Consider the following 20,999-nt stretch of genomic DNA (forward strand, 5'->3'; position numbering starts at 1 on the left):
CTCATTCTCTCCTTAACGGTGGCTCTAGTTTTTCTTGGACCACCGTTCTCATCTTTAGTTAGTCTAAACTACAGTAATATGTTTTGTTGACTTATTCTAACCGATAGTTTACAAAAATTAGATCCCCGATTTCTTCAAAAAGCGGGGATCTAATTTTTCTGTTTGACTCCAGATAGCACCTACCAGGAGTCAAATGCACTACTTCGCAGCTTGACGCTCTTTTGCCGCCTTAATCACTTCTTCAGCGATGTTATTCGGACAAGGAGCATAGTGCGAGAAGGACATTGAGAACTGTCCGCGCCCAGAGGTCATAGTACGCAAATCGCTAATGTAACCAAACATTTCGCTCAACGGTACATCTGCCTTGATCCGTGCTCCTGTCTGGCTTGTTTCCTGAGATTTCATCATCCCCCGGCGGCGGTTGAGGTCGCCGATCACGTCGCCCATGTAGTCATCTGGAGTGAATACATCGACATTCATAATCGGTTCGAGCAACTGAGGCCCTGCTTTAGGCAGAGACTGCCGATAGGCCGCTTTGGCAGCAATTTCAAAAGCCATTGCTGACGAGTCAACGGGGTGGAAACCGCCTTCTAGAAGCGTGAATTTCAAATCTAGGCAGGGGAATCCGGCCAAGACGCCTTTGTCGATGCAGCTTTCAAAGCCTTTTTCGACCGCTGGCCAATATTCTCTCGGCACGCTACCACCAGTCACTTTTGACTCAAACTGGAAGCCGCTTCCAACCTCACCAGGCTCGATCACATAGCCGATTTTGGCAAATTGACCGGAACCACCTGATTGCTTTTTGTGGGTGTATTCGTCTTCGAGGCGCTTGGTAATCGACTCGCGGTAGGCTACCTGTGGTTCGCCGACTTCTACTTCGATGCCGTGGGTGCGCTTGAGAATGTCTACTTTGATGTCGAGGTGTAACTCGCCCATCCCCTTGAGAATCATTTCGCCGCTTTCTTGATCCGTCACCATGTGGAAGGATGGGTCTTCTTGTACCATCTTGGTGAGGGCTGCTCCCATTTTTTCTTCGCCGCCTTTTTGTTTCGGTTTGACCGAAATCGAAATAACGGGATCGGGGAATACCATCGGCTCTAGGGTGGCGGGATTTTTGGGGTCGCAGATGGTGTGTCCGGTGCGGACGTTTTTCATCCCGACGATCGCCACGATGTCCCCGGCTTGGGCCGATTCAATTTCTTCGCGAGAGTTGGCGTGCATTTCCACCAAACGGCTGATGCGCTCGGTCTTGCCTGTGGCGGTGTTGAGTACGGTGTCGCCCTTGGACAGAGTACCGGAGTACAAGCGCGTGAAGGTTAGAGCACCGTAACGATCGTCCATGATCTTAAACGCGAGTGCCCGCAATGGTCGGTTGGGATCGACGATCGCAAACTCGCCGGTTTCCTCGCCATCGAGATCGACTTCTGGCTGCGGTGTGACTTCCATCGGGTTTGGCAGGTAGTCAACTACGGCATCTAGAACCAACTGCACGCCTTTGTTTTTAAACGATGAGCCGCAGTAGGTGGGGAAAAATGCCCGATCGCGAGTACCTTTGCGAATGCAGCGCTTGAGGTCGTCGATGCTCGGCTCGTTGCCTTCGAGATATTGTTCCATCAGAGTGTCGTCTTGCTCGACGGCCAGTTCGATCAACTGTTCGCGCCAAGTTTCGACATCATCGACCATATCGGCGGGGACATCTTTAATTTGATAGTTCATCGGATCGCCGGAATCATCCCAGATCCAGGCTTTGCGGGTCAGCAAATCGACTACGCCGCAAAACTTTTCTTCTATACCGATCGGCAATACCATCACCATCGGTTTAGCTCCGAGGATTTTATCAACTTGCTTGACAACGCGGTAAAAATCTGCACCGGTGCGATCGAGCTTGTTGATGTAGATGACGCGAGCCACTTTGGAATCATTAGCGTAGCGCCAGTTGGTTTCAGATTGCGGTTCAACTCCACCCGAACCGCAGAATACACCAATGCCACCATCGAGAACCTTCAAAGAACGGTAAACCTCGATCGTAAAATCGACGTGTCCCGGAGTATCAATGATGTTGAGCTGATGCTCGTTCCAGAAGCAGGTGGTAGCAGCGGACTGAATCGTAATCCCGCGCTCTTGCTCCTGTTCCATGAAGTCAGTAGTCGCCGCGCCTTCGTGAACTTCACCAATTTTGTGGATTTTACCTGTCAGTTTCAGGATTCTTTCTGTTGTGGTGGTCTTGCCAGCATCTACGTGGGCGAAGATGCCGATATTTCGATAACGAGTGAGATCTTTCATAATTACTGTTGAGATTAAATGCGACGAACCGTCGGCGACCACCTGCAAGCGTGACAAGCGAGGAATCAATGTTGCCCGGTAAGGCCAGTACAGGCCGGATTTCCTTTTCCCTGTTTCTGGCAGGACTATCTTAATTTTGACACTTTCTCGTCATTCCTGCGAAGGATTCTTGCTTCAATAAGTGCTGCAAGCCTGACAACTCATTAAAATAACCCAGACAAAGGGCAAAATCTTCTCAGAAATTAGGTTCGGTTGAGGAACTCATTGAGCAAATAGTCCTGGACGCACGGGTGGTCAGAAACCGGGTTTTTCTACCAAAATATTAGATAAGATTGCATAAATCTTTGATTAATACGGAACCGCAGATGTAAGGCAGATTACGCAGATAAACGCAGATAATTTCAAGATAGCTATAAAAAAACCAAATTGCTGCGTCCAGGAATATCTAAGTCAAAATCGACCCGCTCATCATCCGCTGATATCTCCGCTCCAACTCATCCCGCACCACCGGCCACTGATTCAAACTTTCATCATTCTCAATTACCATTTGAGCTGCGGCCCTCGCCAACTCCAAAACTTCCTGATCCTCCACCAAACTCGCCAAAGCAAAATCTGGCAAACCTGACTGCCGAGTTCCCAAAACCTGGCCCGGCCCGCGCAGTCTCATGTCCATTTCTGCAATAAAAAAGCCATCTTGAGATTGTTCTAAAACCTTCATTCTTTGCATAGCTTCCGCTGTTTTGGAACCAGGCATTAACAAACAATAAGAACGATTGCTGCCTCGACCGACTCTACCCCGCAACTGGTGTAGTTGCGACAGTCCAAAACGCTCGGAATTTTCAATCAGCATTACCGTGGCATTCGGCACGTCCACCCCTACTTCGACCACAGTAGTAGATACTAAAATATCGGTTTCTTTGTCCCGAAACTTAGAAATTGCTTCATCTTTGTCGGCACTGCTCATTCTACCGTGCAGCAAACCCACCTTAAACTCAGGAAATACACTTTTTTCAAGTTTCTCTTTTTCCTCAATTGCTGATCGCACGTCCAACTTTTCCGACTCTTCCACCAGCGGCAGCACCACATAAACTTGACGCCCGCTAGCCACTTCCCGCCGAATCAAATCGTAAGCTTGGATGCGTTCTTTGGCAGACAGTACAGTTGTTTGAATCGCCTGCCTGCCGGGGGGAAGTTCATCAATTTGACTCACATCTAAATCCCCGTGCAGCGTCAGTGCCAGCGTCCGGGGAATGGGAGTTGCCGTCATCGTCAAAACGTGGGGAGCTTCGCCTTTTTGCTGCAATTTAGCGCGCTGCTGCACACCGAATCTGTGCTGTTCATCAATTACCGCCAAACCCAATTTATGGAAATTCACCGTATCTTGAATCAGCGCGTGAGTTCCCACTAAAACAGGCAATTCTCCGGTTTCTAATTGGTTGTGAATTTCGCGGCGCTTGGCTACTTTTGTGGAACCAGTTAACAGTTCAACAGACAAGTGCATCAAGTTAAACCAACCTACCAATTTGCGATAGTGCTGTTCTGCTAAAACTTCTGTCGGTGCCATTAAAGCGGCTTGATAGCCGGATTGAATTGCTGCTAGCATTGCCACGACGGCTACTACGGTTTTGCCGGCGCCGACATCGCCTTGCACCAATCTGTTCATCGGTTGGGACGAAGCTAAATCGTTGAGGATGTCGTTAATTACTCTTTCCTGAGCATTAGTCAACGCAAAAGGCAAGATTTCATAAAAATGTTCGATCAATTTACCGCTAGGAATGATGACTGCGCTAGCTTGAGCTTTCCTTTGGGTTTGGCGGCGCTTTAAAAGTCCTAATTGCAGGTAGAAAAATTCGTCAAAAACTAAGCGGCGGCGGGCGGCGGCCAAACAATCTCGATCGAGGGGAAAGTGAATATTAGTCACGGCATCCGCTAAACCCATTAAACCGTAACGCTCGCGCAAATCCTCTGGTAGCGATTCGGGCAACATTTTCGCCGCCGGCATTGCAGCCAAAATCGATCGCCTCACCGAACCAGCATCCACCCCCTCCGTCAGCGGATAAACTGGTATCAGGCGGCCGACTTTCATTGATTCGATCGCACCGCCGGAGTCGTCTAATACTTCTAACTCAGGATTTTCTAAAGTAATTCCATATTTACCCTGCTTCACCAACCCGGAAGCTGCTAGCACCGCACCAGTACAATACTCGCGCTTTTTGAATTCTTGCCAGCCGCGATTGCTGTAGCGAGGGCCTGCAAAAAAACGACTTATTTTTATTTCTCCGGTGCGGTCTTTTAAAATTACTTCTAATATGGTTAACTTCTTATTCTTCGGACTAGAAAAGCAATTGCAGCGCTTTACTTCGGCGATTAAAGTGACTGTTTCCCCGGCTATTAGCTCGCGAATTTGTACTTGCTTTGCATAGTCGATGTGGTTGCGTGGATAGTAGTAAAGCAAGTCATATACAGTGTATAAACCCAGTTTTACCAGGCGGTTGCCGTTGGCGGGGCCAATGCCGGTGACGCGGGTTAACTGTTGGTCGAGAGTCAGGCTTGGTGGGGCGGGTGCTGTATTCAGGGGTGCAGTTCGGGGAACGGAAAGTGCTGGGGCGCTAGGTTCAGAAGCGTTAGCGTTTGCGGGTCTGACTTGTCCTGCGGGTTCTTCCTGGTGGCGAGTTTCTTGTTCCCAAACTTGCTCCATTTGCCTGAGAAAACTGACCGTAATGGCGATCAAATGTTGGCGCTGTTCGAGATCTTTCTGAGGGTAGATGTCAAATTCAGCGGCTAGTTGTCTGGATCGATCGCGCGCAGAAGCGGCCACAGAACCTGCAAGTTGTCTCAAACTCAGGCCCAGAAACTCGCTGAAGCGGTATTGACTGCCTTGGATGTCGTTAAATCCGCGATCGGCTTCTACTGAAAGAGCTTTTTGCAATCGCTGCCATTCTGGTTGGTTATTAGTCATCAGTCATTAGTAATTAGTCATCAGTCATTAGTAATTAGTCATTAGTCATTAGTCATTAGTTATTAATCATAGCTCAAGAATTCCAGACAACTGACAACTGACAACTGTCAACTGACAACTGTCAATTGACAACTGACTAATCTTCAAACCAACTCGATCGCCAAGCCGACTCAGCCTCCACCACAGCGAGCTCCCGCTGCTTTTTCTGATAATCGCGGCCCAGCGAGTTCAACTTTACAGACAGGTTACGAATTTGCTGTCGCCAAGCCGAGGTTCCCGCATCGGCAAACTCTATTTCCGACAGTCGCAGTTTAATCGCTGTAATGTGCAGCGCCCTACTACCAAAGGTTGCTGCCAATTTTCGCGATGCTGGTGAGGCGTCGGTTTCAATGATTAAGTTTAATAAGTTAGGAGGCCCAGCAACACTATCGCCGGAGGATTCAGCACCAGAAGCAGCTTCTAGAACGGGTTCTGGCAATTGACTCGGCAAGATTCCCGACTGTTGCAGCAAGCGGTTGGTGTCGCGAGAAAGCAGCTTGAGTATATGAACGATCGACTTTTCAATACTATTTTGCCAGCGTGCCAAACTTTCTGGGGAATTGGCACTTGGCAATTGATAATTTGCCAATGAAAATAGATAGTTAATCGCCGAAACTTGGTTTTTTTCCTTTTCGTCTTCTTCCTTTTCGTCTTCTTCCTTTTCGTCTTCTTCGTCTTCCTCTTTTTCCTCTTCCTCTTCGTCTTTGTCGAAGTCGTCTTCGTCTTCCTCTTCGTCTTCGTCTTCCTCTTCCTCTATTTCTTCCTCTGTTTCTGATTCACTCACCAGCGATCGCAATTTTTCCTCCGACGCCGCAGCCAAAGCCCTTACAGACTGCTGCATTTTTTGCCGCCCATCGAAGGACAACTTGAGAAACGAATCCGGTACTGCTTGAGTGCAAAGGTGATAGCAAGCCAAAATTAACTGCTGCCGCACCGCTTGTCCCAACGCATTTAAATAACCTTCATAGGTATTGCTATACTCCAACTTCAAGGCTGCTAAAGCCTCTTCGAGTCCTGCCAAATCTTGCTCTATTCGCTCTCTTGGTCGCACCATATCTCTCGTATAAAATTAAAATAGGACTTACGCAGGTTTTAAATCCTTACGCTATCTGTAGTAAGGTGTGCACTGCAGGCCCTACAAATATAGTCTGTCCATAAGTCTTGTAAAAATTAAAAATTAAAAATGCAAAAAATTGATTTTTCACATTTTTAATTTTTAATTCTAAATCTTAATTTGGGATTATTGAGCACCCATTTGGGCTGCCACTTCATCGGCAAAGTTAGCTTCTACCTTTTCAATGCCTTCGCCCAAGACAAAACGCACGAAGCGGCGCACTTGGACATTTTCTCCAATTTGGGCGATCGTTTGTTTCACCAACTCTTCCACCGAGATATTCTGATCTTTAATAAAAGGCTGATCCATCAAAGATAACTCTTTCATGCGCTTTTCAATCCGCCCTAGAACAATCTTTTCTTTGATATTGTCCGGCTTGTTGCCCAAGTCATCTTTGCCCATTTCAATTGCCTTTTCTCTTTCGACAACTTCGGCGGGGATATCTTCAACTTTCACGTATTCCACATTCGGGCAAGCTGCAATTTGCATCGCAATATCCCGCACCAACTTTTGGAATTCTTCGCGACGTGCCACAAAATCTGTTTCGCAGTTAACTTCCACCAGCACGCCGACGCGGCCGCCCGTGTGAATGTAGCTGCCTACAAGCCCTTCTGAGGCAACTCGTCCACCTTTTTTACCTGCCGAAGCCAGACCTTTTTTCCGCAGCCACTCAATGGATGTTTCCATATTGCCTTCGTTTTCAACGAGGGCTTTTTTGCAGTCCATCATGCCCGCGCCAGTTTTTTCGCGCAGTTCTTTAACAAGTTTTGCAGATATGTCCGCCATCTTCTTTAAGTTCCCAATCAAAATTAGTTATTAGTCATTAGTCATCAGTCATTAGTCATCAGTCATTAGTCACTAATTTTAATGTTAATGATTAGACCAGAGTGAAGAAATACCCAGTCGATATTAGTACCGACTTTGTAGGTGTAGGGCCAGAATTAATTCTGGCCCTGACACAATGAATGCTTTTGCCAGAGCTCTACTAATGACTTAGACTCGTGCTATGTACAATTAAAAATTAAAAATATCCAACTAAAAATAATAATTATTTTTAATTTTCAATCTTTAATTTTTAATTTCCTGGTGTCAGATTCCGAGGGCCATACTAGCTCTCGGTTTCTTCGCCCTCGGCCTCAGCGGCGTCGTCGGGATCTACATAATCGGGGTCATCCAATTCTTCGATTTCGACATCATATTCAGCGCCTTCGTAGCCACCTTCGTAGTCGTAGTCTTCCTCAGAGTCGCCGCCCTGCTGACCGTGACGACCTTCGTAGATGGCATCAGCCAACTTGCCGACAATCAGCTTGATCGATCGAATAGCATCGTCGTTAGCCGGAATCGCAATGTCAACCAAATCCGGGTCGCAGTTGGTGTCCAACAGAGAGACGATCGGAATTCCCAACTTTTGGCATTCCAACACCGCATTATACTCGCGGCGTTGGTCTACCAGCACCACTCCGTCGGGAATCTTCCGCATAGATTTAATCCCGCCCAGATATTTCTGGAGTTTGGTCATTTCTCGGCGCAGCACCGAAGCTTCTTTTTTCGGCAGCAAATCTAGGGCGCCGATTTCCTCGCGGCGCTCCAAATCCTTGAGGCGCTCCACGCGGGACTTAATCGTGGTCCAGTTGGTGAGCATTCCCCCCAGCCAGCGCTGGTTGACGTAATAAGCACCGCAGCGTTGAGCTTCTTGGGCTACAATCCCGGCAGCTTGGCGCTTCGTACCAACGAACAAAAACTTTTTACCTTTTTCCGAGGCCACTCTCATGTACTCGTAGGCGTCTTCCATAAGCTGAGCGGTTTGCACGAGGTCGATGATGTGAACCCCGTTGCGCTCTGTGAAAATGTAGGGAGCCATTTTCGGGTTCCACCGGCGGGTTTGGTGTCCGAAGTGAACCCCTGACTCTAACATTTGAGCCAAACTGACTACTGGCATTGTATTTTTAACTCCTGATTCGGGTTAATCCTCCACCCGGTCGTATTTCTGAAGGTTTGCGCCCTCGAAACACCCGAAAACCCGGATGTGCGAATTTAAACAACTTTTCTAGTTTATCACAGCGCGCGCTACTTTTTCTGACAATCTGATATCCGTAGGGTTGGCGTGGCACCCGGATGTGAGATTTAATGGGCGGGTTGGGTGCGGGGTGTGCACGATGCGGTTAGAGTTACTCGCAAGCGCTTCTTAAAAACGAAAAATCTAGGTGGGAGGTGGCCAAAGCCTTTGTTCGCTTGTGAGAGAATGGCGTTGTTGGTGCGCCTCTTGTGCCTTCTACCTTCGATCGAGCTGGTATCCATTTTTTTCGCTCGCCAATTCTGTCGGCTTTACTGCTGTGCCCTCTCGATCCGCAAAAATCCCAAAGCTAAAAATGCCATGCCCATCCCCATTCTCGTCCTGCTTGAAGTTCTAATTGTCATCGCACTTTCGAGACTTGTCGGTTTAGGATTTCGATCTATTAAACAACCTCAAGTCATTGGAGAAATTGTAGCAGGAATTATGCTCGGGCCTTCTCTGTTTGGCTTAGTTGCACCCGATCTAGCAACAGCACTTTTTCCAGCCGAAGCCGTTCCCTTCCTCAACGTGCTGTCTGAGGTGGGGCTGATATTTTTCATGTTCTTGGTTGGTTTGGAACTGAATCCGAAGTATCTCAAAAGCAATTTAGATATCGCGATTTTAACTTCCCACGTCAGCATTTTAGTGCCGTTTTCTCTGGGAAGCTTGCTAGCGCTGCTGCTGTATCCCATCGTTTCAAATAATAGCGTTTCCTTTACTGCCTTTGCTTTGTTTTTAGGCGCTGCGATGTCAATTACTGCTTTTCCGGTGCTGGCAAGAATTATTACAGAGCACAACTTGCAGAATACAAAATTGGGGACGCTTGCCTTGACTTGCGCTGCGGTAGATGACGTAACGGCGTGGTGTTTGTTAGCGGTGGCGATCGCCGTTACTCGAACTAACTCCATGATCGGCGCTTTGCCGACCATTTTTGCATCTTTAATTTACATCGCTTTCATGCTGATTGTAGTCCGCTGGTTGTTGCAGCACATTTCCCAGCACTACAACCGCACCGGCAGATTAACACAGTTAGTGCTGTCGGGAATTTACATGGGAGTTGTAGCTTCTGCCTTAATTACTGAATTGATCGGCATTCATTTAATTTTCGGTGCATTTTTGCTGGGTGTCGCCATGCCGAAAAATGCGGGATTAACCCGAGAACTAGCTGAGAAAACCGAAGATTTTGTCCTGATATTTCTGCTGCCAGTCTTTTTTGCTTACAGCGGTTTGCGTACTCAAATCGGCCTGCTCAATAGTCCCGAATTGTGGCTGCTGTGCGCCGCAGTTTTGGGAGTGGCAATTGTCGGCAAATACGTCGGCACTTACGTTGCTGCCAGAGTTTGTGGCATCAGCAACCGCGAAGCTTCAGCGCTGGGATGGCTGATGAATACTCGTGGTTTGACTGAACTAATTGTGCTGAATATCGGTCTTTCCTTGGGCGTAATTTCGCCGCTGCTATTTACGATGTTAGTCATCATGGCTTTAGTCACAACTTTTATGACTTCGCCTCTGTTGGAGTGGACTTATCCCAAACGGTTAATTCGGTTAGATATTTCAGAAGTTAGCTCTGAGGATTCAGAATTAGAAGATTCACCAATTGCCCGTAGCAGGGAAGAAACAGGTCAAAAATTGCTGCCCACTTATCGAATTTTATTACCAGTTGCCAATCCCAGCACGCAGAAAGGTTTACTGCAACTAGCGGTAGCGCTGGCGCAGCCGGCCGCTGGTATGGGTGGTGACGATTTACAGTCGGCGGCGGTTCATCCTCTGAGTTTGATAGAATTAAATGAGGACTATGCCTTTAAAAGTACCCCTGCGGAAGCCGATCGCATTATTCAAGAGCGCCGCTCGCAATTATCACAATTGATCGAGAGTTTGGAACTCCCGGAGGCGCGCAAATTTGTACATCCTATCATTCGGATTACTAATGATGTAGCGCGGGAAACGGCACAAATTGCGGAGCTCGATCGCGCGGATTTGATTTTAGTAGGATGGCACAGGCCTACTTTTAGCAGCAACCGTTTGGGAGGACGTGTCGGTCAAATTCTCAGCAACGCAAAGGTGGATGTAGCAATTTTTGTTGATAGAGGCCGAGAAAGGTTGAATAACTTGTTAGTACCTTACGCGGCAAACATTCACGATGATTTGGGGTTAGAATTGGCGCTGAGATTGTTAGTTAATAGCGAGGAACGCCGTTTGACGGTGCTGCGGGTGGCGGTTGACGGGGAAGCTGGAAACGAGCTGAGTTATGATTTTCAGCGAGTGATGGATCAGTTGCCGGTTGAGGTGCGATCGCGCATTGAAACTCCGATTGTGGAGGCTGCTGAGCCAATTCAAGCAGTGATTGCGGCTTCTGCTAATGCTGATTTGACGATTGCGGGTACGAGTCGGGAGTGGGGAATTGAGCGCCAAACTTTGGGACAGTATACTGATGAATTGGCTGTGCAGTGTCATTCTTCGCTGCTGATTGCCCGGTGCTACGTTAAAGTGCGATCGCACTTGGCGTCGGTACTTCCTCAAAGGTAGTCAGTTGATGGTTGACTGTTGACTGTTGACTGTTGGCAGTTGTTATTGGTTATTTGTGAGTTAGTACCAATGCCCAATGCCCAATGCCCAATGCCCAATGCCCAATTATTAATTACCAAGATGATGAATCATTTAAGGCTCAAATCGCTGACATTTTACGGGATTACGATCGGCTTAGTTGCGCTGCTGTTTAAAGTAGTGAGTGCTTACGGCGAAACAAATTTAAAGGCAGCCCCGGCAATTGCGGGAAATTATCGCTTCGATGCTAAAAGTTTGCCCGAATGTCTGAAATCTGATTCCTTGGTATTGACAATCGAGCAATCGGGTGTTTATCTGAGCGGTAATTTGCGATCGGGCAGCAGAGAGGGCAGGGAAAAAACAGCCGAGGAGAAACCTTCTCTATTTGGTAAGTGGGAAACTCAAGGATTGAACTTGTCGGGTGCGGTTCCTAATTTAGCCGGTTGCAGCGACTCCACAGCAACCGGTCAAAACAGTTCTGTTAAAATGCGCGGAATTGTCGAGCAAGAAAGCCTCAGGGGAAAAATTAGTCTTACCGCTGGGGCAGCGGCTAGTGATTTTACGGCTCAAAGAGCAGCAGTGGCGAAACCCCAGAAGGCGGAACATTGATCGATCCCGATAGGAAATAAGAGATGGGAAATGGGTAATTCTTTGTCGCTTTCCGACTCTCCCCTTCTCCCCTCATGAAGCAAGGAATCACAAAGCGGCGGCGGGGTGGGGGAGTGGGCGATCGAAGTCCCGCCACCGGAACTCGCCCGCGACGGTCGGTTGCTGCTAAATTGAAAATATACCTAAAAGTTAATGATAAAAATAAAGTATCCCAGAGAAGTTCTTGGTTGAGAATTTGTCTTGCTCAAGACCCCCCGTGCCCGTATAGTTTGTTTGGAATGGATGTTGCCGTGATATTAATGCCGTCAGAAACTTCGCTTACCCAGTCAAACCCGTTAATTTTAGACAGTTTGCCAGACTTATCGCCCTCCGATGGGGGATGTCCCCGCCGAGCCAGATTGCAAATTGACTTGATGTTGCTGGCGATCGAAGCCTTGTATCTCGGAGGTGCCGAAGAAATGCTGGCCGTGTCAAAGGACCTGGAATTGGAATCAATTATCAAAAATCGGGTTGCCCTTTGGCTGATGCGTAATACTAACCCGCTAAGACGCTACACCCAGCGCCGCTCGCTTACCATTGTGGAGGCAAAAGCGCTGGTGGCGATCGCCTGCAATATGGCGCGTAAGTTAACCGCGACAATTCGGCAGTTGCTGCTAGACTCGCAGCAGTTGCGATCGAGAAATATCCCCCTCAACCAGCACTTGCCACTGGCGGAGTATTTAGAACGCTTTCGAGCTCACTTTCGATCACGCATGAACCCCAAGCGATCGCTAGTTGCAGCTTACGATTCCGACGACAAGCTCAACGAACTAGCTTTGAACTTGTTGAGCAAACTGCTATTTTGTACAGGCACAGCCGGAATGCAGCGCTTCTGGGTTAGCCTGTTTGATGGAGAACTTGAATAAAAAATGACTATTAGGCGTCAGTACAGTCTGCCAAATTGCACCCTGGTTCTAGAAGGGTTAAGCGATGGATCGGCAGCCAGCCAGTTAGATATACGGCCGGTGCTTTCCATACTAATGAGCGCTGAATGCTATGTGAAAGATCTCGGCGAGCCCCTGACGGGGGGACGGGAATTTTTTGAAAGCTTGGTGAGGGCCGTCAGCAGCTACGCTCAAGAATTTATGAGCGGAGTGCATTATCCCGATCGCTACGGCCCGAATGTGGGTATGGTGCAGTTACACAGAATTGACGGGAATTTGCACCGGTTGACCGTTCTACCCGCCTCCACAGGCAGCGCAACCCAAATCGATCAAAAAACAGAACAGTCGGCAAAATTTGATTTGACGACGGTACAGCTATTTGACTTGGTAGAGGCGATAGATCAGTTTTTTGCCGACACGCAGACGCTGCCGGAATTGTCACTGCAATTAACCCCAATTTCCAAGCGTTACGTCAAGTCTGCCGAACCTTTGGCGAAGCGGAGTTTGCCTGCTGTCGTGGGGGTGTCGAGTTTGGCTTTGGCGGCGATGGCGTTTTTCTTGGTGCCAGTGCCCGAAGTCCAGCGTCCGCGAGATCCGGTGCGGCAGCCCAATCCAGTGGGCCAGAATCAGGGAACGCCGAATCCGGGCGGATCTGGCTCGCCGAATCCCAATCCCAGGCCTGCGCCTGACGGTTTGCTGCCTGCGGATAAAACTCCGAACGCTGAATCGAGTTCGCCGACTCCGAGCCCCGCGCCGCAGTCGGACGCTTCACCTAGCGCCACACCGCAGTCGAACACTTCGCCGGAAAGCACGCCCAGTCCTGTTGCTACAGGTTTGGCAAGCCCTGATTTAGCAGCCGTGCCAATTACCGATCCAGGGCAAATTGAGCTGTTGAGGGGCAAACTTTCCCAGCAAATTGGCGGAGTTGTGAAGAATCAGCCTCCGGTTGATGCGGAGTTGGTTTATCGGGTGAGTGTGGCCCAAGACGGGGCAATTGTCGGTTACAAGTCCGAGAATTCGGCAGCAGTTGATCGATCCGAAACGCCGTTGTCGGAGTTGCTTTACAAGCCGGTTGGCAGCAGGCCGCCTGCGGAACCGCTGGCTGATTTCCGAGTAGTTTTTGCACAAGACGGCACTGTTCAAGTCACTCCTTGGTAATGGTTGATTGTTGACTGTTAACGGTTGATTGTTGACTGTTAACGGTTAACGGTTAACGGTTGACTGATACCAAATCCCGCTTAAATACTCCCTCAATCTCTTAGTCTGCGGAGGCAGACTTGGTTTTTCTAGTAGCGATTTCAAGATCCGAATCATCTACAAACCGATTGCTGATTCAAAGGCCTGTTGGTGCGATCGGCTCAATGTCGGGGTCAAATCCTCCGACTTGATTTGTGCGAATTATCCACAAAAATGCTCCCTGTTTTAAGAAAATTTTGGCTATTTCATCTTGGGTGCGCCTGGGCAGCATTGTTCGGTAACTAATAGCAGCTTTTATCAGGTTCACTATACCGACAAAAAAGGTTTTTTTCAGTTCCGCATCAATCCCCGCCAACCTTGCATTTTTCCGCCAATCTGGACGGACAATGCCGAGGGGCATTAATACTTTTTCTAAACTCTCTCCTAAAGCTACTAACTGGTGAAACCTTTGGGTTTGTGCGTCGGTGGGATGTGTTTTCAACCAGTCTTGAATCTGAGGATTTGACTCTATTTCGGAAGTGATTTTTTTAATTGTCGCGTAAATTGCCTGACTTGAATCTTGCACGCAAGAAGTTGCTGGCGTGACTAAACTTGCGCCGGTGCCGTCTCCGCTGCGGTAGCGGGCCATCATGATATCTAGTTGCTGGTTTAATTCGGTTAAAGGCGACAAGGTGATGCCGTCAAAATCGTAGTCGCAACACACGCAGTCTAATTTACAGATAATATCGCAAACCGGGCGATCGCCCAACCAGCCGCGCTGCAAGTCTCCCATGTAACTTTGCCATTTGCTGGAACCGGCAACAATTCCATCGGGATTATGGGCGTAAACTTGTTTGTATTCTATGTCAAAACGCAGTTCGCTGGTAAAGCGATCGCGCACCACTTTTGCTACTCCCAAAGCAAAATGTCCCGTGACAATTCCCAGCGGTGGCCGTTCGCCTTTTTTGCCGCCGATACCGCCGAAACTGTGAATCACTATCCCGATATCTCCTTCTTGCCAAGGAGAGATTAAAGCGTTTTCTGTAGCATCATTTGGGGTTAACAATACTCTTTTTGCTTGCCCTTTTTGGGCGGGTGTATTTTCCCAATTTTTGTTGCTTAAATAAGCGAGAGATTTTTTAATTCCTAAATGTGTTTCATCTGGGATTAATTGAGCAATTTTACGGGGTTCTATTGCCTGCACTACAAACATACTGTCTTCGTCTCTGTCGCCGTAAATGTACCAGCCATCTGGATTTAATGGGGATTGCTCAATCAGATGATTGGTAGACCTCGCTACGCCAGTTTTGTCTGGCGGTAGTTGCGGAATCCGAATGATTTCGGCTGCGCCGTCAAATTGTTGAGATGTTTTGTTGAAATGCCGGACAATAAATTTGTCGCTGTCGGGTTCTTTTCGCTGTAAAATTGATACTAAGGCGCACAAACGTCCGATAATTTGTACTGGCTCGCGATCGATCGTGAGTTCCTGGCGATCGCTGCTGCTATAATTAATCGCAATCACCGGCCTGCGTAGCATTACAGTAACGCTGTCTTCGAGTCTGCTGCCTGCTAGAGTTTCTAAAGGGCCGACATTTCGCAAGCCGTTCAATCTATCTGGATGGATATTGCCAGATTTTTGACTTTTTTTAGTTTCTTGTGTGAAGTTTATATCTTGACTGACTGCGTGGACAAAAAACTGTACTTCCCGATTTGTACTCCATTTCAAAAATGCTGTTTTGCCAATAAAGTTTTTATACTTTTTGGGGGCATTTATTACTTCAATAAACACTGTACCGTAGGGCTGGCGCTGCTCGTTGGACGGCAAAATCAAGCGCCCGTGCCAAAGGGCTATCGGCTTGTAGAGATAGGCAACCGCTGCTGAATTTTCGCAGATTCTCTCCGGCTTAAGCGCTGCTGAAATATCGCTTTGACCTCCAAAAATAGTAGCAGTTAACTGGCCGTCACTTTCTACGAAAACAGGTTCTAAAAAAACCTTTTCAGGTTCTGAAATGTGAACCGATGAATAGTCAGTCTTTCTTTTAAACAAGCGTCTAAAAGATATGCTATTTTTTTCCAATGTCGCCTGCAACCAAGTGATAAAAAGGCGAATAAAAATAAAAGCTGTTAAACCGAAAACCACAGCTAAAATTATCATCCCCAGAGTTAAAATAAATTGGTCTAAAAACCGACCGGAAAGTAAAAAAATGGTTGGCCCGATCCAAGGAAATGCCGCCATAATATCTAAAAACGAGTTTTAGGTTCGATCCAGTCTGTGCTGGCTTGACTGCCGAAAACTAGGGGTTTGTCCTCGGTGACAGGTACCGTTTGCCCTGTCATATCCACTGCACAAAGAGGCCAAGATCGATCGCCCAAATTGCCGGCGCGGAACAAAACTTTTCCGGGACAAACTTGACTCCAACCCAACAATACAGCATGAGTGTAAAGACTGCGAGCCGGAGCAACGGTATAAGTGTAATTATCATTTTTGTCCCAAATGACACCGTAGTCGGACATATCCGAAGAGTTGAAAAGTGCTTCAAATTCGCGGGCGAGAACGCGGGAACTGTCTTGATTCCAAGAAACAGGCACTAAAATGGCGATCGTCCCGGACATATCTGTATCATCGCTAGCATACATCCCACTTTCGGCCAGTGGCGAAGCAGCAGCCACTGTTTGCAGTTCGCCGGTTTTGAGATTTTCCACAAACATGACGCTGCTAACCCGACACCGGGAAAATTCCGGCTGCACTTGCAACTCAATTCGACTGTAAGCTGCGTATTGGCCGTTAGTTGAAACTAGGGATGGACTGCGATAGTAGCGGAGGCCTGTGCCGGCAGTGGAGCTCACTTTAGCATGAGTGGCACTAATCCATTCCCAAGGAACGGGATAAGGGCTATTTAAAGGGTCAGTCATCGGTTTTTTTTCCAAAACTTTTACTGAATTATCCAACAGATTCAGGCTGGCACGCAACAAACTAGAAACCAGGTTTCTGCCTCGATGCTTGGCCACTAAACGCCAGATTTATAGAAACCGGGTTTCTTTTTGAGATTTAAGATTGGAGGATAAATCTCAAATCTTAAATCTCAAATCTCAAATCGGATAGGTAAGATAGTATCGAAATTAATCTGGTATGTACACCGAGAGGGATGAAATATGACGCGATCTTTTAACCAAAAACCTTCAATCCCCCCGACTCGCGTCTCCAAGTCGCGGGGAAAAGGTTTGCTTGTACTGTCGCTGATTTTTCGACTGCTGCTGCTAGGGGTGGGCAGCGGTTTTGCGTGGGTTTTGGGGATGGCGATCGCTCAAATTCATCCGTCAGGCGCGACGGAGATGCCGCTGGCAGAGAGATTGCTGCGTGTAACTCCAAATTTGACCTCCAGCCCGAAACGCGCCCCAGTAACGCCAATTCCGGCGCTCCCGCCACCAACGGCTACACCGACTCCCCAGTCAAAAGTCAGTCCTGCCCAGAGAGAGAAATTGCAGTCGGATTTGAGACAGTTGCAGGGCCAACTCAACGCGCTGATTGGTCGCACGGCGGCTTTGGAGAGTCAGTTGGGCAGCAGCCGACCGACGGAAACTTTGGAAAAGCGTTTGCAGTTGATGTCGCGGGAATTGGCTGCGCCGGAAACCGCGGCAAGTCTTGCCCCTGCTTTACCTGCGATCGGCAGCAGCCCGAGTCTGAACCCTGAAACGGTGAATACTGCGCCCCAGAATGCCAATAATCCGGTGTTTGGGGGGGATGGGCTGATGGTGACTCTACCCAGCGATGTTTTGTTTGATACTGGCAGCATTTCTTTGCGCGCGGGAACTAATGCGATTTTGGACAATTTGGTGGCGGAGTTGGGCAATCACGAGGGGGCAACTGTGCGGGTTGCGGGCCACACTGACGACGCGGGGGAAGCGGCGGACAATCGCAATGTGTCGTTTGCGCGGGCTCAGGCTGTGGTGCAGTATTTGTCGGGTGTGCTGGGTCAGAAGTATCATTGGGTGGCGATCGGCTATGGAGAAAGTAGCCCTTCGGTGGATAATAGTTCTGATACTAATCGGCAGCGCAACCGCCGCATTGAAGTGGCAATTAGTCCTTAGTCAGCGGACTTGTGGATACTAGATTTATTGCATGAATCTTTGATTGATAGTCAACCGCTGATGTAAGGCAGATAAACACGGATAAACGCAGATAATTTCCACAGAGGTGAGCGAATGCTTGCAATTGGAGTCTACTGTGTTGAATTCTCAAGGCGTAAGCTGCTATCACGCTGAAGGTGTAAGAGGTGGCAAGTCAGAATTATTTTTAGCCTGATCTATTGCCTCTCGATGTTCGCTTCTCAGCTTCGGTTTTAAATACAAGTTCTCAATCAAAGCTGCCACTCCCGCAAACCAAGGCGGTACGATTACAGCTCCAATAATTCCTAATACTTGAACGCCTCCCAATACAGAAAGCAATTGATATAAAGGATGCACACCAACCGATGAACCAACCAGCAAAGGATCGAGGACGTAAGTTTCTAAATTCTGGATGATTACAAATAACAGTAATACCCACAAAAGTACCCAGCCACCTTTAGCTAATGCTACGATTAATGCTGGTACTGCTCCCAACACTGGACCGATGAAGGGAATCAAGTTGGTAACACCTGCGATCGCACCCAAGCCTAAAGCAAATTCCGGCATTCCCAAAATGCTCAAACCTGTGGTAATAAATATCCCTAAAATGCCCGAAACTAACACTCGCCCGCGAATATAACTCCCCATTCTTTGACCGATTGGCGCCGCTTGTGAGGCTAATTTTGCATCCCAGGGTTTCGGGAAAAACTGCACCAAACTTTTGATTAATGTGTCGCTGTCCGCAACCATGTAACCGGAAATAAATAATGCTAAAACTAAGCTGAAGAAACCGCCGAGAATGCCTCTAGTTAAACTGTACGATCGCAAAACCAGTTGTTGGCTCGATCGAATCAGCCAATTAGTCAGCGATTGAGTGTCCACCAACTGACCCACCAAGGCAGGGGCATCGTCGGTTAGGCGACTCAATAAATTAGTTGCTAAGGTTTCCAGACTTTCGACATAAACTGGTAACTGCCGCAGCAGTAACTCTATTTGTTCGATTACCGTGGGCCCGATTAACACTACCGTCCCGCTAAATCCGCCGATGAGAGTTAAATAAACCATAATCACCGCCAGCCAGCGGGGAACCCGCATCGTTTGGGCCCAATTAACGATCGGGACGATCGATGCGGCCAGCACAACTGATATCATCAGAATTACTAGCAGGCTCCGCAATTGCCACAGCAGCACTAGCAGCAAGGACGATGCTACAATTAGCAGCAAGTTAGGTAAAGAAATGGTTATCCGCTGTTCTGACATGATTAAGTAATTATATTTTTGGCGCTCGTCTCACCCTTGATGTTATAATAATTTTTATAATATAAACAATATAATTAAGAATATGAATTCGGTATTAAAACCCGTTGAATGGATCGGCAGTTCTCGCGACGACTTGCGCGAGTTTCCCGAAGATGTCCAGCAAATCATGGGTTTCGCCTTATACCGCGCTCAAGTGGGTAAAAAGCATCCTGATGCTAAACCACTCAAAGGATTTAAAGGTGCTGGTGTTCTAGAAATTGTTGATAATTTTGATGGAGACACTTACAGAGCTGTCTACACGGTGAAGTTTGAAGGAATAGTCTATGTTCTCCATGCTTTTCAAAAGAAATCCAAGCAGGGAATTTCTACTCCCAAGCAAGATATAGAGCTGATTGAAGCTCGGCTTAAGCGTGCCCAAGAACATTATCAAACATCAGGGCTGTTTAATTCTCAGTAGGGTCAATCCCCCGTGGTTGCCCCGATACCTGAAACGCCTAGTGGATGGGGCAGGGTAGGCACGGGGGACGCCCCTACAAAATCCCGATTTTCCTGAGAATGAAACAGCCCTGTATAAAACATATTTAGAACAGAAAGACTTGGAGGAATAAAATGGCTGAAGAAATGAAAGTACATTCAAGCAGTGGGAATGTCTTTGCTGACTTAGGGCTCCCCAATCCTGATGAACTATTGATTAAGGCAGAACTAGCTCATCAAATCAGTGAGTTAATCTCGGAACGCCAACTAAGCCAGACTGAAGCAGAAAAGCTCTTAGGAATCGATCGACCCAAGATATTAGCACTGATGCGCGGTAAATTATCCGACTTCTCTACAGAACGCCTATTTAGTTTTCTCAACGCACTCGGCAGCAATGTAGAGATTCGTATTGCCCACTCCCAACCAAATGTCCAAGCTCAAACTCGCATTGTCGTAGCATAGTACATTAAAAATCAAAAGATTAATATGCAGTCGCAATATTCAACCCAAGATTTGTCCGCCATTTCGTCTATAAAATCCCCAATGCTGTTTTACGAATGGCAAAATTATCGCTGTGCTTACGAGATTTACCACCCAACTACTGCGACAGAAGATAGCATCCCTTTGTTATTAATTCATCCGATAGGAGTTGGTTTGTCAAGAATCTTTTGGCAGAGATTTTGTGAGAGTTGGTACAAAGCAGGGAACACTAATCCGATTTATAATCCCGACCTTTTGGGCTGCGGCGATTGCGAAATGCCGGCTGTGGCTTGCTATCCAGACGATTGGGCTGCACAGTTGCAGTATTTCTTGGAAACTGTAGTCAAAAAACCTGCGATCGTACTTGTACAAGGTGCATTACTGTCTGTAGCCTTGGCTTTAGCAAAAATGCAGCAGGAAAGCGGTTCAAATTTAATTCGCGGCTTAGTCCTCGCGGGGCCTCCCGCTTGGGCTGTGATGAACAAACATTCGACAGAAAGACAGCAAAGAATTGTCTGGAATTTGTTAGATTCTCCCTTGGGAAATGCTTTTTATCGCTACGCCAGACGCGCTGAGTTTTTGCGTTCTTTTTCAGTAAAACAACTGTTTGGCGATGCGGCAAAAGTTGACAGCGAATGGTTGGATGCTTTGCAGGCTGGGGCGGCAAATCCTGACAGCAGACACGCGGTTTTCTCGTTTTTAGCGGGGTTTTGGCGGCAGGATTATAGCGGTACGATTCAAAAGTTCGATCGCCCCGCACTGATTGTGATGGGAGAAAAAGCCTCAAGCATCAGTCAAGCGGGTAAGGAAGAGAAACCGGATGAAAGATTAGCGCAATACTTAGCCCATTTTCCCAATGGGGAAGGTTTATTAATGCCGGGGCGCAATGTTTTGCCCTACGAATCAACCGCAGAATTTGTCGCGGCTGTTGCCGAATTTGTGAACAAGTTAAATAAAAATTAAATCTCTTTCTGAAGT

16 protein-coding genes are annotated in these 20,999 nt (G+C 47.7%); 8 read left to right on the forward strand and 8 right to left on the reverse strand.

Annotation, left to right across the window (positions count from 1 at the left end):
* Positions 1 to 198: 198 nt before the first annotated feature.
* From fusA to rpsB, 5 genes are all read right to left on the reverse strand, one after another.
* Positions 199 to 2,283, reverse strand: a complete 2,085-nt coding sequence (fusA, locus tag QT996_RS10475; RefSeq protein WP_333046387.1) for an elongation factor G — start codon at positions 2,281 to 2,283, stop codon at positions 199 to 201.
* 445 nt (positions 2,284 to 2,728) lie between these two features.
* Positions 2,729 to 5,242: an ATP-dependent DNA helicase RecG gene (gene recG / locus QT996_RS10480; RefSeq protein ID WP_333046389.1), complete on the reverse strand. Its 2,514-nt coding sequence runs from the start codon at positions 5,240 to 5,242 to the stop codon at positions 2,729 to 2,731.
* A gap of 136 nt (positions 5,243 to 5,378) precedes the next feature.
* Positions 5,379 to 6,335 carry a hypothetical protein gene (locus QT996_RS10485; RefSeq protein ID WP_333046391.1) on the reverse strand — a complete coding sequence of 319 codons (957 nt, stop codon included), beginning with the start codon at positions 6,333 to 6,335 and terminating at the stop codon, positions 5,379 to 5,381.
* 186 nt (positions 6,336 to 6,521) lie between these two features.
* A complete protein-coding gene (gene tsf, locus QT996_RS10490; protein WP_333046393.1) occupies positions 6,522 to 7,181 on the reverse strand; it encodes a translation elongation factor Ts in 660 nt (219 codons plus the stop codon).
* 322 nt (positions 7,182 to 7,503) lie between these two features.
* Positions 7,504 to 8,334: a 30S ribosomal protein S2 gene (rpsB, locus tag QT996_RS10495; protein WP_333046395.1), complete on the reverse strand. Its 831-nt coding sequence runs from the start codon at positions 8,332 to 8,334 to the stop codon at positions 7,504 to 7,506.
* 435 nt (positions 8,335 to 8,769) lie between these two features.
* On the opposite strand from rpsB, the gene QT996_RS10500 reads away from it, so the two are divergent.
* The 4 genes from QT996_RS10500 (at position 8,770) to QT996_RS10515 (ending at position 13,682) form a co-directional block, all read left to right on the forward strand.
* Positions 8,770 to 10,974, forward strand: coding sequence for a cation:proton antiporter domain-containing protein (locus tag QT996_RS10500; protein ID WP_333046396.1), 2,205 nt, complete (start codon positions 8,770 to 8,772; stop codon positions 10,972 to 10,974).
* A 90-nt stretch (positions 10,975 to 11,064) separates the two neighbouring features.
* Positions 11,065 to 11,601: a hypothetical protein gene (locus QT996_RS10505; protein ID WP_333046398.1), complete on the forward strand. Its 537-nt coding sequence runs from the start codon at positions 11,065 to 11,067 to the stop codon at positions 11,599 to 11,601.
* 278 nt (positions 11,602 to 11,879) lie between these two features.
* Positions 11,880 to 12,506, forward strand: a complete 627-nt coding sequence (locus tag QT996_RS10510; protein WP_333046514.1) for a DUF3038 domain-containing protein — start codon at positions 11,880 to 11,882, stop codon at positions 12,504 to 12,506.
* A gap of 3 nt (positions 12,507 to 12,509) precedes the next feature.
* Complete coding sequence (locus QT996_RS10515; protein ID WP_333046400.1) at positions 12,510 to 13,682, forward strand: DUF4335 domain-containing protein; 1,173 nt, start codon at positions 12,510 to 12,512, stop codon at positions 13,680 to 13,682.
* 175 nt (positions 13,683 to 13,857) lie between these two features.
* Here the strand turns inward: QT996_RS10515 and QT996_RS10520 are convergent, their stop codons facing one another.
* On the reverse strand, positions 13,858 to 15,936 hold the full coding sequence (locus QT996_RS10520) for an abortive infection protein (protein ID WP_333046401.1): 2,079 nt from the start codon (positions 15,934 to 15,936) through the stop codon (positions 13,858 to 13,860).
* Between the two features lie 5 nt (positions 15,937 to 15,941).
* The gene (locus QT996_RS10525) at positions 15,942 to 16,613 is read right to left on the reverse strand and encodes a hypothetical protein (RefSeq protein ID WP_333046402.1); all 672 of its coding nucleotides are present in this window, start codon (positions 16,611 to 16,613) and stop codon (positions 15,942 to 15,944) included.
* Positions 16,614 to 16,853: 240 nt separating this feature from the next.
* Between QT996_RS10525 and QT996_RS10530 the strand changes: the two genes are divergently transcribed.
* On the forward strand, positions 16,854 to 17,789 hold the full coding sequence (locus tag QT996_RS10530; protein ID WP_333046404.1) for an OmpA family protein: 936 nt from the start codon (positions 16,854 to 16,856) through the stop codon (positions 17,787 to 17,789).
* 165 nt (positions 17,790 to 17,954) lie between these two features.
* On the opposite strand, the gene QT996_RS10535 is transcribed toward QT996_RS10530, so the two are convergent.
* Positions 17,955 to 19,067, reverse strand: a complete 1,113-nt coding sequence (locus tag QT996_RS10535; RefSeq protein WP_333046406.1) for an AI-2E family transporter — start codon at positions 19,065 to 19,067, stop codon at positions 17,955 to 17,957.
* 82 nt (positions 19,068 to 19,149) lie between these two features.
* Between QT996_RS10535 and QT996_RS10540 the strand changes: the two genes are divergently transcribed.
* The 3 genes from QT996_RS10540 to QT996_RS10550 all read left to right on the forward strand — a co-directional run bounded on the left by QT996_RS10540 (position 19,150) and on the right by QT996_RS10550 (position 20,984).
* Positions 19,150 to 19,524 carry a type II toxin-antitoxin system RelE/ParE family toxin gene (locus QT996_RS10540; protein ID WP_333046408.1) on the forward strand — a complete coding sequence of 125 codons (375 nt, stop codon included), beginning with the start codon at positions 19,150 to 19,152 and terminating at the stop codon, positions 19,522 to 19,524.
* 164 nt (positions 19,525 to 19,688) lie between these two features.
* Positions 19,689 to 20,003, forward strand: a complete 315-nt coding sequence (locus QT996_RS10545; RefSeq protein WP_333046410.1) for a helix-turn-helix transcriptional regulator — start codon at positions 19,689 to 19,691, stop codon at positions 20,001 to 20,003.
* A gap of 24 nt (positions 20,004 to 20,027) precedes the next feature.
* On the forward strand, positions 20,028 to 20,984 hold the full coding sequence (locus tag QT996_RS10550) for an alpha/beta fold hydrolase (RefSeq protein WP_333046411.1): 957 nt from the start codon (positions 20,028 to 20,030) through the stop codon (positions 20,982 to 20,984).
* Positions 20,985 to 20,999: the final 15 nt, after the last annotated feature.

This window comes from Microcoleus sp. S13C4, from assembly GCF_036700865.1.
Classification (GTDB): Bacteria; Cyanobacteriota; Cyanobacteriia; order Cyanobacteriales; family Microcoleaceae; genus Microcoleus.

Excerpts from the sequence above, each read along its gene's own strand:
- QT996_RS10540 (WP_333046408.1), top strand. The coding sequence starts at position 19,150 with ATGAATTCGGTATTAAAACCCGTTGAATGGATCGGCAGTTCTCGCGAC.
- QT996_RS10525 (WP_333046402.1), bottom strand. The coding sequence starts at position 16,613 with ATGACTGACCCTTTAAATAGCCCTTATCCCGTTCCTTGGGAATGGATT.
- QT996_RS10530 (WP_333046404.1), top strand. The coding sequence starts at position 16,854 with ATGACGCGATCTTTTAACCAAAAACCTTCAATCCCCCCGACTCGCGTC.
- recG (WP_333046389.1), bottom strand. The coding sequence starts at position 5,242 with ATGACTAATAACCAACCAGAATGGCAGCGATTGCAAAAAGCTCTTTCA.
- QT996_RS10500 (WP_333046396.1), top strand. The coding sequence starts at position 8,770 with ATGCCCATCCCCATTCTCGTCCTGCTTGAAGTTCTAATTGTCATCGCA.
- QT996_RS10520 (WP_333046401.1), bottom strand. The coding sequence starts at position 15,936 with ATGGCGGCATTTCCTTGGATCGGGCCAACCATTTTTTTACTTTCCGGT.
- QT996_RS10510 (WP_333046514.1), top strand. The coding sequence starts at position 11,880 with ATGGATGTTGCCGTGATATTAATGCCGTCAGAAACTTCGCTTACCCAG.
- fusA (WP_333046387.1), bottom strand. The coding sequence starts at position 2,283 with ATGAAAGATCTCACTCGTTATCGAAATATCGGCATCTTCGCCCACGTA.
- QT996_RS10515 (WP_333046400.1), top strand. The coding sequence starts at position 12,510 with ATGACTATTAGGCGTCAGTACAGTCTGCCAAATTGCACCCTGGTTCTA.
- QT996_RS10550 (WP_333046411.1), top strand. The coding sequence starts at position 20,028 with ATGCAGTCGCAATATTCAACCCAAGATTTGTCCGCCATTTCGTCTATA.
- QT996_RS10485 (WP_333046391.1), bottom strand. The coding sequence starts at position 6,335 with ATGGTGCGACCAAGAGAGCGAATAGAGCAAGATTTGGCAGGACTCGAA.
- rpsB (WP_333046395.1), bottom strand. The coding sequence starts at position 8,334 with ATGCCAGTAGTCAGTTTGGCTCAAATGTTAGAGTCAGGGGTTCACTTC.
- QT996_RS10545 (WP_333046410.1), top strand. The coding sequence starts at position 19,689 with ATGAAAGTACATTCAAGCAGTGGGAATGTCTTTGCTGACTTAGGGCTC.
- QT996_RS10535 (WP_333046406.1), bottom strand. The coding sequence starts at position 19,067 with ATGTCAGAACAGCGGATAACCATTTCTTTACCTAACTTGCTGCTAATT.
- QT996_RS10505 (WP_333046398.1), top strand. The coding sequence starts at position 11,065 with ATGCCCAATGCCCAATTATTAATTACCAAGATGATGAATCATTTAAGG.
- tsf (WP_333046393.1), bottom strand. The coding sequence starts at position 7,181 with ATGGCGGACATATCTGCAAAACTTGTTAAAGAACTGCGCGAAAAAACT.